Consider the following 11,197-nt stretch of genomic DNA (forward strand, 5'->3'; position numbering starts at 1 on the left):
CCGCCCGCCTCGACACCGGCCCCGGCCCCGGTAACATCACCTTCAGCAGCACGATCGACGGCCTGCAACCCCTTGTCCTCAACGCGGGCACCGGCACCATCCAATTCGGCGGCATCATTGGCGGCTCCACCCCGATCGGTAGCCTCCTCGTCGAAATCGCCCAAAACACCATCATCCCCAGCAACATCACCACCGCCAACGGCAACATCACGATCAACGGCCCCACCACAATCACCGGCAACGCCATCCTCAACACCGGCACCGCCACGATCGCCCTCAACGGCCCCGTCAGCACCGCCGCCAACAACGTCACCCTCGCCGCCAACGAAATCGACCTCAACGGGGGACCCAACTCCGTCACCGGCAGCGGCAACCTCACTCTGCAACCGGGCACCGCCAATCAAGCTATTGAACTCGGAGCCACCACCGACACGGGTCCCAATACCCTCAACCTCACCGCCGCCGATCTCGCCGCCCTCGCCAACGGCTTTAACACCCTCACGATCGGGCATCCCACCGGCAGCGGCACCATCACCATCCCCGTTGACCTCACCTTCTTCGACCCCGTCACCATCCGTGCTCCGCAAGCCCCCGGCACCATTACCATCGCCAACCAACTCACCGGAGCCGACAACGCCTCCATCACCCTCACCGCCAGCCGCATCAACCTGGGCAACATCACCACCAATAACAACGCCATCACCCTCAACGGCCCCGCCACCGTCACCACTGGCGATGTCGAACTCAATGCCGGAACCGCCACCATCCTGGCCAACAGTCAGGTCAACACCAGCGGCAACACCCTCACCCTCACTGCTGATGAAATCGACTTTCGCGGCGGCAACGGCTCCGTCCTGGGTGGTGGCAACCTAATCCTGCAACCGTTCACCCCTGCCTTAAATATTGAAATTGGCGGCTTTGTCCCCACCTCCGGCAGGCTCGACCTCGACTTTGCCGACATGGGCGCGATCGGTAACGGCTTTAATTTAATTACGATCGGGCGCGAAGACAGCAGCGGCACCATTACGATTCCCAACGCGATCACCTTCCTCGATCCCATCAAGATCCAAACCCCCCTCGGTGCGAACACCATCATCGCCAATGGCCCCATTACCTTAATTGATAACGCCTCACTTGAACTGCTTTCCCTCGGTAACATTTACTTCACCACGATCAACGCCCTCAACTCCACCGGCAATGTCATCATCACCTCCACTGCTGGCCGCGTCATTGGCACTGGCACCTTCCTAACCGATGCTGGTCCGACAACGATCGCCACCAGCACGGGCACCGTTACGATTACAGGGGGGGTGGTTCCCGATGTCCCGTTTACGATCGGCCAAGCCTTCGATCCCGACAATCCCGATGACTGGAACGGCACTGTTGGTGTCATTCGTACCGCCGCTGAAACCTTCCCCGCAGGTACAATCATCTACGGCTCCGAAACCTCCCCCGGTAGCACCATGACCGTCAACGCGGGGGGACAACGCCCTCTTGAACCGCCCGTAGAGCCGCCGGTAGAAGATCCACCCGTAGATCCACCCGTGGAGCCGCCCGTAGAAGATCCACCTGTAGATCCACCTGTAGATCCGCCCGTAGATCCGCCTGTAGATCCGCCCGATGGTGATGGTCTTCCAGAGATCACGCCCGATCCCACACGCAATCTGCTATATCCGACCCTGCACGAAGGCAAACGGCGCGAACTAGCCGAAATCGTTGCCCAAGTTGATCAAAACGACTTCAACTTGAAACTGAGTCTTATGCTCAATGATGCCCTTAAGGCACTAGAGCAAGGCGATTGGACAGGCATTCAGCAAATTGAAGCCGCACGTCAGCTTGAGTTTAAGAATTACTTTGGTGTGGATATTGATTGTTCCTATCTCGACACCAGCATTCGTGAGGAATCCCCCCAAGGCAGCCAGGAAGTCAGTTGTAAGGTCTTGACCCTGGGTGAGATCCAACAATCCCTGCGTGAAATGGCGGCGCAAACCGGCTATACCCCTGGTGTGATTTACGCTATCCCTAAGCTCGATCGCCTCCAAATTGTCCTTGTCAAACCTACTGGCAATCCGGTTGTCCAAGACATTTCTGATGCTAACGTTAGAAGCTTGGAAAATCAGGTAGCAGCTTTGACTAAACTAGCCCAACGGGATGACATTGAGACCGATTGGCCTGAGTATCGTAATGCTGCCCAGCCCATTTATGACTGGCTAGTAGGCGCAATTAAGCCAGAACTCATGGGCATTGATACCCTATTGTTCTCACTCGATCATCGTCTACGTTCAGTTCCCTTGGCCGCCCTCCAAGATCCGCAGGGCAACTTTCTGAGCCAGTCCTATCACCTAGCCCTTATCCCCAACTTCAGCCTCACCAGCCGCCAGTACACCCGCGACTTCCAAACTGGCCCTCGCCTAGCAATGGGACGCTCAGAATTCAAAGATGTCAATCTCCGTTCGTTACCTGCTGTTCCAACCGAACTTTCCCTGGTCAACGAAACAACCCATCACCTGAATCATGCATTTACTTTACCCAATCTCCAAAGCTTCCGTCAGACAGAACCCTTTGGTGTGGTTCATTTCGCGACCCACGCCAAGTTTAGAGCAGCCGCGATCGCCCAATCCTACATTCAACTCTGGGATCAGCCCCTCCGCCTCAACCAACTCCGTACTGCCCAACTGAGCCAACCTAATATCCTTGATCTCTTAGTGATAAGTGCTTGTGAAACCGCCCTTGGCGATCGCGAAGCCGAATTAGGGTTTGCCGGATTAGCGGTTGCCGCCGGGGTGAAAACGGCGATCGCCAGCCTTTGGGAAGTCCATGATATCGGGACCCTCGCCTTTATGGCCGAGTTTTATCAAGTCCAACTGCCCCAAGCCAGCATTAAGGCTGAAGCCTTGCGTAACACCCAACTCGCCCTACTGGCGGGAAACGTCAAGATTGAAAATAGCCATCTCGTGCTTTCTGACGGCCAAACAATTCCCATCCCCGATCAGTTGAGAAATGGTGTATCCCTAACGCACCCTTATATTTGGTCTGCCTTTACTCTCATCGGTAGTCCTTGGTAGCTACGACCGGAATTCTGAAGCCTTGTTTTGCGCGTTTGTTTGTAGTGGTGACTTTAGTCGCCCAAACGGCTTATTTCTGGACTTTTCAAACCCCTCCTAAATATTCCCTAATCCACTGCCGGAACGTCCTAATCCAGGTAGTTTCCCCCATTGTTTCAGCCAGCTTCAGAAAATAGACAACTTGTGCTGGAGGCAGTTGAGGAAAAGTAGGACTGATCGGACAGATCTCGTAGTTTTCCGCCGATAAGCAGTAAATCGTCAGCGTAGTCCCATCGAAAATCCAAACTTCAGGAATCCCCAAAGCCGCATAAATAGCCAGTTGATTCAGGGAAGGGCTAGTAATATCAATCTCGATCGCAAGGTCGGGAGGTGGATCTTGGCTAAGATCAAGCACTGGTTTACCTCGAACAGTGGCTTCATTTTGGATGTAGTAACATTGGTCCGCCTCAAGGCCACGGGCTAAAGCTTCTTGACCCCAAGTGCGCGAGCCAAGGCTGCGGATCTCAATCCCTAGTTCCTCGGTAAGGGCTTCGACGAGGCGACCTATCTGCTTTTTATAGGTCTCGTGGGGATCAAGTGGCATATAAATTTCGAGGAAACCGTGATCATAGGTTAACCGGATACCCGGTTCTTGCTCCAGGTCTTGAACAAGGTCTTGATAGGTTTGCCAGCGAATATTTTTGAGCAGGATGCGATCCGCCGGGGGTGTCGCAAAGCGATCGCGGTTAGGTAAGAGGGTAGAAACCATAAGGTGCTAAAGCGTGGGGATGAGCAGCGATCGGGATCGTCAGCAATGAACCTGAGAATAGCATTCATGATAACAAGATAGAAAGACTAGGGGCGTCTTGTTTGACTACAATAAAACTAATCTCCTGTGGCATGGGCATCTTGCCCGTTACCTTTGTATCTCTAACCTCCATGTCGATTACGACCCTCAACCTCCAACCGATCGTCACCCTCACGGATGATCAATTTGAGACCCTCTGCCAAGCCAATCCAGAGGTTAAATTTGAACGCAATGCGACCGGAGAGCTGATCATCGTGTCACCCACAGGCGGCATTACGGGGCATTGTAACTTTGAAATCGCAGCGGAATTTGCTATCTGGAATCGACAAAAACGGCTAGGCATTTGCTTTGATTCCTCCACCTGCTTTCGACTACCCAATGGGGCCGATCGCTCGCCCGATATTGCCTGGATTGCCCAAGCTCGCTGGGATACCCTAACCCCAGAGCAGCAAACCCGCTTTCCCCCAATTTGTCCCGATTTCGTCCTGGAGCTAATGTCACCCAGTGATCGCCTCAGCACGGTTCAGGAAAAGATGCGAGAATATCGGGAAAACGGGGCGCGACTAGGCTGGCTCATCAATCCTAACGAAAGACAGGTTGAAGTTTATCGGCAAGCGCAAGCTGAGGTCACACTTCTCCAGAATCCAAGTACTTTATCAGGCGAAGAGGTGTTACCAGATTTTGTCCTAAACTTGAGTCTTATTTGGCAAGTTTAGGGTTTATATTGAATGCCGAAATAGATCCCAGAATCCTGGAGATTATGGCCGCGATCGTCCAACTTAACCAAAGGATAGCCATAATCCAGTCTGACGCTCATCCTTGGAAACATTTCCCAATATAGACCCGCACCAATACTCGCTAGAAATGTTTGCCTTGGTAACCAGTTAGGATTATCAGGATGATTCCAAATGGCCCCTAAATCTACAAACGGAGCTAACTTAAACGTAGACTCGCCCGCTGCATTACGACTCAGGGTAATCTGATCTTCTAGGGTAAACAGAAAACCATTATCTCCAATTCTTGCATTTTGCCGATAGCCCCGCAACAACTCACCCCCACCAATCACAAATTGCTGCGATGGTAGCAGACTATTTGGAGTCAGTTGAATTGCGCCTCGCAATAATAATAAATTATTATTACCTAACTGTTGTAAACGCTGCGCTTGCGCGAACCAACTAAAAAAGCGCCCATCCGGAACTGGATGCTCATTCACCGTTGCATTGAATAAACCTGTACCAATTTCAAACTGGGATTGGAAAAACCAAGCACCTTGGGCATCACGAGATAGAAAATCTTGGCCAAAACTAAATGCACTGGTACGACTAATGCCATCTTCATCAGGGCCAATTCCAAACGGCATCCCATAATCATTAAAAATAAATGTCTGTCCCCCCTGATAGGTAAACCCAGCCGATAGGGCAAACTCCCGCATCAGTTTTCGCACTAGGGGCTGACGATAACTCAGTTCATAAAGATTGGATTGACCCCGAATACCCAATTCACCAAATTCATCTTGAACGATACTATTTTTATTAAACAATGCCCGCAGTTGAATCGTTCCCTGTAATGGGTTAATGGGTGCCCGGTAACTGATGTCATAAACCTGGGAGTCACCAACTGCTACATTGACCGATCCCCGCAGTTCATCGCCAATTCCTGTCAGATTGCGATGTTTGAGTTCAATTCCAAAGCGCTCGGACCCAACGCTAGGCGGTGAATAGTTATCAGTTCTCAGGGCAACCTCAAAGGGATTCGCTTCCTGGACATAGATCTGCATTTCACTTTCATCAACTTTACCTACATCCGTTTCCGCATCAGCCCGACGCAGACTAGCCTCCATATGCTTAAACAGGGGATCATTTTTCAAGATTTGTAACTGTTCCTCAGCATTCAGGGCATGGAAGGGAAAACCAGCCCCTAAACGAATACGACTCTCAATATAGGCATTACTAACCCGTCGTGATTCACCCGTAATGTCGATCTTGCCAAGCCTTCCCTCGATCACGCGAATAACCGGCTCACCACGCGTAAGCGTACTCTCATCCAGTTCGGCATTAGAGGTAATGTAGTGTTTTTTAATATAAAGCTCAGTTATTTTCTCTGCGATCGCCCGTAATTCCTGGACAGAGGCCCTAGACCCCAGTTGTTGCAGGGCATCTTGCCGAATAGCCTCAATTTCATGGTGGAGGACCGTATTACCTTCAATATGAATCGTACTAATGGGATATTGCGATTCTGTCTCCGGCGGGCCTGTATCCGGTGAACTTGAGTACAGCCGCATATCTTCACGAATGGAGAAGCGATTATTTAAAAATTCAGCATTAACAAAATCTTGTAAAACCGAACTCGCCATTGCTGGGGGAACCGCTGCAACCAGATTTTCATCGGGTAAGGTAGGCGATTCAGGGTGCGACAAGGGAGCCGCGATCGCATTATTTTTGGGGTGGGCAATTAGGTTGTCAGCGATCGCCGTCGCTAGTCGCAACATATTTTGCCGTTCCTGGGCTAGGGCACGAATCGCAATTACCTGGTTTCCCTGTTCCCACATCAGTGATGCCAACAAATTAGGTGGGACCGCCTGTGGTCCATAAATCAGATAACCCTGAAGCTCTGGATTGATCAGGACTGGGGTACCCCTGCTTTGATGTTTGCTTAAGACTTCTTGCGCAAAGGGAGACCTGCGATCGTCAATATAAATGCTGCCAATCAAACAAAATTCCGGCTCACCAGGACAGGTAAAAAGACTGATGATATTAGCAGAGGAAGATTCCGGTAAGGACGCATTGACAAGGTAAGGCGGTGTGACGCGATCGTTCCCCGCCGTCATCATTTCCGGCGGTAATCGATGTTGCCAATCTGGGGGCAGTAGCTTCCTCATTTGCTGCCAATAAAATGACCATGTATCCCCGGTTTGGGGTACCGCTGCAACTGGTTGAGCATTAGCCGGGAGCAAAAAATAAGCTAAACTCAGCGAAACAAGACTTCCCAAAGCTACAAAATTTGATCGCCAGCCCATAACAAACAGCCTGCTACTTGAGCAGGCATAGCTTAACCGATGAAATTTAATTTGGGCAGCAGCCAAACATCAAGTTTGCTGACTGGGAAGCAGTAGATCGCACATTAAAGGCGGGGCAGCCCTCGCGGCTGTCTCAGTAGCCAGCAGGATCATTACACAAAATCTAACGTGGGATAGCCGTCCCGGCTGTCTCAGTAGTCAGCAGGAGGTCCGTAAGCCCCAGTCGTTCGCGTAGCGCCTCCCCCGGAGAAACAATGCCTACCCCACTAGCGATGTTCTAAGCTACTGAGGATCGACGGTCGGGGCAAAGGAAGCCGGGGCGATTTCACCCAGATCAACTTCCTCAAGTAACTGGGTCCAGAGTGATTGTTCGCGGTTATTCAGGCGTAGCTCAGCAATGCCATTGAAAGCATCCAGCCACAGCCCCTGCGATCGATATTCATTCAGCCCTTCTGGCAGAGGCGGCAGCGATTGCGCAACAGTCAGGCGTTCAATATAGCCATGAAACAGGAGTTGCTCTTTAGACACGCCATCCTTTTCGCATACCTCTAGGAAAGACCATTTATAGGATTTATTCGCTTCTAAAGCAGGTAATTTCAATCGTACAATTCCGGGCGAACGATTCAGTGAATAAGTAAGCGGCTTCTCAATCTTCGTCTGACTTTCCATGTCCCTGAGTTCAAGCTTGAAATTAACTACACTGGGGGCCACATACGGGAGGTACAGCCAGACAGTAGGTCGCTCAGCTATTGTCAATAGTGGCCCTACTTCCGGGATCAAAGCCATTGGGAATTGGTCTTCATTCCAGGCTACGCACTCTCCTCCTCGGGTTCCCCCCGGTTTTCGCTGTGAATTTTTAACGGTTCCCTGGGCCAGTACCCGTCTCCACTGCGCGAGGGTTTGGGAACTGTCTGCGGGACGATCGCGGCTCACCCATAACGGTGAGGATGGCAATAGCTCCGTCGGCAAGGCGGTAAGAAGGGGATGCCCCAGGCAGATCGCGGCGGCGATCGGTAGCACACCCACTACACCCAGCCGGGACAGTGAAGAAAATCCTCCCAAATCTGTCAGGCGTGACTTATTCTTCATGACACACTCCTGTATAAAAAGTGAAGAATAAATTTAGTATAAAAAACAACAGGTTTAGCGATCGTATTCACGCAATGAACCCACCGTCAAGCCACTGCTAAGTACCAGTGCTATAGCAGTTGGGACAAAAGGCACCCACAAACCCCGCTGAAAAAGAACGAAGCAACATCCGTAAAACATAATAATAATTATACTACTACTTGTGAGAATCCATAAGTTATGTCGCAGGGGCAACACGAGTAGCCCTCCCAGAAGTGCCCATCCCCAGATCCACAGCCAGTCTTGCCAAAACGGCCAAACAGTGAGTAGCGGTTCACCGTCTTCGACTGCACTGATTAATTGGCTGAGCATGTGCGCATGAATCACAACCCCTTCCCGACTAAGACCGTAGGGCGTTGGCGAGATATCCTGCGCACTGGGGGCTGTTGTACCGATCAAAATAACTTTTTCTTCCCAATTTTCAACTTGTCCAGCCTCCATTTGCTTAAAGAGTTCGGTCATGCTAATCGTCGTATTAGCAGGATTTGACCTACCTCGATATCGAATTAGGATTTGGGAGTCGTGTGTATTACGCAACCACTGATAGCCCCCCGCAAAAAAATCCAAAGGTTTTAGTAGCAAGGTATTAGGCAGATTTTTCCGTTGGAAATATTCTAATGCTAAGCGATAGCTAAAAGAAGTTTCAACAGCGCAAAGGGACTGTGTACGTGGTGTTCTTGAGAGTAGTTGTCTTCGGATAATTCCGCCCTCATCCATCACAAGATCATTAAAGCCAACGCGATCGCGGGCTACTTCGAGCGGCATTCCTGGTGGAAAGCCAGTACTGCTTTTCTCCGCATCCTCGTCGTCACCCGTATAACACACTGGGATGATACTGGGATCTTGCCAGAGTTCTGCTAATTCCGGTGGTGTGGGTGGTTCTGGCCGATCGCGAATAATATCAAAACCAATTAGCATGGGCTGATATGCCTTAAGCGTCTTGAACAATCGCGCTAGTGTTTCATCAGACATGGGTTGACCAAATTCTCGAATATCAGCTTCCGTAATCTCAACAATCACTAAGCGAGGATCAGGCCCGCGATCGGGTAATTGACGCATCATCTGATCATAAAAATGTAGTTCTATAGGTTCAAGAATTGTAGTGAGTCGTAAGCCAATAGTCGCAATAGCAGTAATGGTACTGATCACACTAACTTTTTTAAAATATTGCCTAAACTTATTAAGATCAAAGAGATTTTTTTTAGTATTTTCCTCTGGTTCTGGGCAGATTGGCACGACTGATGCGCCAGCAACCTGATCAGAATGATAACCCTGGAGAATTTTCCAGGTTAAGGATTGCACTGTCGGATTTTGAAATAACACCGGTAACCAACTGGCGCAGGGAAAGCGATCATCCCAGGTTTCCTCCAGACGAGTTCGGGCTTCCCGCATGGCTAAATATAATGATTTTTCTTTTCGACCATTAGCACCGGAAAATGCCTTAAGAAAGTACTCTAAAAACTGTATAGCAACTTGATCTGGAACCAACTGCCTCATCACAATGATATAGGGAACATTGAGCTGACTTAGTTGATACGCTAATCCCAAACCATTACAGGAGTTAAAAATAGCTAACTTCAGCCCATGCTCAACTGCTTGGCTAATACCATGCTTAACCTGATCAATGTTGACGGTTTCATGCTGATTGATCTGAAAACTACCAATCTCGCCATTTTCATTACTATTACTGTGTCCAGCAAAAAACAAAATATCAATCGTCTCCTCCCAAAGTACATTACTAATTTCATGACGATTGGGCAAGAAAAGCTTCTTGATGGGCTTTGTTTTCGGCAAAATATTAAGCAATCTCAAGTCTTCTTCAACATTCAATTCCTGTCTATTCTCTGTTCTAACAATTTGTTCATTAACTCCTAAAATAGCGAGAATTTGTACTGCATCTGGTTTTCTCTGATTTTCAATTCGTTGTGATTCAGGTAAGCTAAAGGCAAAGTCTGAGTGAGGGAAATAGGTAAACAACTTCCATCGATGCCAGGGTAATAGTCGTATTAATTGATCATCAGTTGTGATCAAAACCTGAGTTTCTTCATCACGGGAGAAAAACGATAATACAATCTCACAAATTGAGGTAAAGGATTCCGACCCCAGCCATGCCTGAAAGCGATCGCTCAACGTCTGACTGAGTGTCTCAAGCTCTGTCCAGGAGAGGTTAGTGATTACATCGGGATCTATTTCCAGAACTCGTGTACTTAAGTACTGGCAGAAGCTGTCATAGTACTTTTGCCACTGCTGACAAAGTGCCAGTAGCTCCTCGGAGGGGGGTAAACTTCCGGTTCCCTGCCAGAGGAGACAACGATCGCGTCCCAACAGTTGAGCATCAATATTGGCTAGACCCGTGGCCAGGGTTCCTTTTCCTAATTTAAGTAATACCCGTTGACAGGCCATTGCGATCGCCCTAGGTCGTCATCTCCTAATCTTACTTCATTGGTCTGTTGAAGTTGAAACAGTTGCAAGGCAAAGCCATCTACATCCCTATCGATTGAGGAGGCCAGACAGCCTGCCCCAATCGATAGGGCAGCGCCACATCGCTCCTTAGCTCGCGATCGGCAAATTGTTGGCATTAGTCTCTAGTATCGATAGGATACCCATTAGGAGACTGATCCCTCAAACTTTGCCGCCCACCGTTTCCATTACTGGGTACCTGCCTGTGACGACTCTCCCTGTAACCTATCCTGATCTGGCGATCGCCGCGCAACGGCTGGCGGGTCAGGCTAACCTCACACCGGTCATGACTTCACGGACGGTGAATCAACGCACGGGGCTGGAGGTATTCTTTAAGTGCGAGAATTTCCAACGCACGGGATCGTTCAAGTTTCGGGGCGCCTTTAATGCCCTGGCCCAGTTGCCAGCCGCCGCCAAGCAGCGGGGGGTGTTGACCTATTCCTCTGGGAACCATGCCCAGGCGATCGCCTTGGCCGGTCAATTACTGGGAATTGCCACAACGGTGGTGATGCCCCAGGATGCCCCAGCGGTGAAACGAACCGCGACCGCCAGCTATGGAGCCACCATCATTCCCTACGATCGCGATGAAACCACCCGTGAGGCCCTAGCCGCAACCATTGCCGAGGCAGAAGGGTTAACGATCGTGCCACCCTACGATTACGGCCCCGTGGTGGCGGGGCAGGGGACGGCGACGAAGGAGTTAATTGAAGCAGTGGGGGCGTTGGATGGGTTATTGGTGTG

The 11,197-nt window shown here is 50.3% G+C and carries 7 protein-coding genes; 3 read left to right on the top strand and 4 right to left on the bottom strand.

Annotated features, from left to right (window positions below; translation table 11 throughout):
- The coding region (locus ACWIUF_RS17275) for a CHAT domain-containing protein (RefSeq protein ID WP_448573766.1) at nt 1-3,065 on the top strand (3,065 nt) is incomplete at its 5' end.
- 85 nt (nt 3,066-3,150) lie between these two features.
- Here ACWIUF_RS17275 and ACWIUF_RS17280 read toward each other — a convergent pair.
- Nucleotides 3,151-3,813, bottom strand: a complete 663-nt coding sequence (locus ACWIUF_RS17280) for a Uma2 family endonuclease (protein ID WP_448573767.1) — start codon at nt 3,811-3,813, stop codon at nt 3,151-3,153.
- Nucleotides 3,814-3,983: 170 nt separating this feature from the next.
- Between ACWIUF_RS17280 and ACWIUF_RS17285 the strand changes: the two genes are divergently transcribed.
- Entirely contained in the window at nt 3,984-4,568 is a 585-nt protein-coding gene (locus tag ACWIUF_RS17285; protein ID WP_448573768.1) for a Uma2 family endonuclease, read from the top strand.
- Here the strand turns inward: ACWIUF_RS17285 and ACWIUF_RS17290 are convergent.
- The 3 genes from ACWIUF_RS17290 to ACWIUF_RS17300 all read right to left on the bottom strand — a co-directional run bounded on the left by ACWIUF_RS17290 (nt 4,565) and on the right by ACWIUF_RS17300 (nt 10,399).
- Complete coding sequence (locus ACWIUF_RS17290; protein WP_448573769.1) at nt 4,565-6,730, bottom strand: ShlB/FhaC/HecB family hemolysin secretion/activation protein; 2,166 nt, start codon at nt 6,728-6,730, stop codon at nt 4,565-4,567. The two genes, ACWIUF_RS17285 and ACWIUF_RS17290, sit on opposite strands and share 4 nt — an antisense overlap.
- 420 nt (nt 6,731-7,150) lie before the next feature.
- Complete coding sequence (locus ACWIUF_RS17295; protein ID WP_448573770.1) at nt 7,151-7,957, bottom strand: DUF928 domain-containing protein; 807 nt, start codon at nt 7,955-7,957, stop codon at nt 7,151-7,153.
- Between the two features lie 54 nt (nt 7,958-8,011).
- Nucleotides 8,012-10,399: a CHASE2 domain-containing protein gene (locus ACWIUF_RS17300; protein WP_448573771.1), complete on the bottom strand. Its 2,388-nt coding sequence runs from the start codon at nt 10,397-10,399 to the stop codon at nt 8,012-8,014.
- 262 nt (nt 10,400-10,661) lie between these two features.
- On the opposite strand from ACWIUF_RS17300, the gene ACWIUF_RS17305 reads away from it, so the two are divergent.
- Nucleotides 10,662-11,197, top strand: a 536-nt coding sequence (locus tag ACWIUF_RS17305) for a pyridoxal-phosphate dependent enzyme (RefSeq protein ID WP_448573772.1), incomplete at its 3' end; no start/stop codon positions are given.

Source organism: Trichothermofontia sp. (genome assembly GCF_053493415.1).

What these genes read in the sequence shown, in the direction of transcription:
- ACWIUF_RS17285 (WP_448573768.1), top strand. Translation starts at nt 3,984, where the DNA reads ATGTCGATTACGACCCTCAACCTCCAACCGATCGTCACCCTCACGGAT.
- ACWIUF_RS17295 (WP_448573770.1), bottom strand. Translation starts at nt 7,957, where the DNA reads ATGAAGAATAAGTCACGCCTGACAGATTTGGGAGGATTTTCTTCACTG.
- ACWIUF_RS17290 (WP_448573769.1), bottom strand. Translation starts at nt 6,730, where the DNA reads ATGAGGAAGCTACTGCCCCCAGATTGGCAACATCGATTACCGCCGGAA.
- ACWIUF_RS17300 (WP_448573771.1), bottom strand. Translation starts at nt 10,399, where the DNA reads ATGGCCTGTCAACGGGTATTACTTAAATTAGGAAAAGGAACCCTGGCC.
- ACWIUF_RS17280 (WP_448573767.1), bottom strand. Translation starts at nt 3,813, where the DNA reads ATGGTTTCTACCCTCTTACCTAACCGCGATCGCTTTGCGACACCCCCG.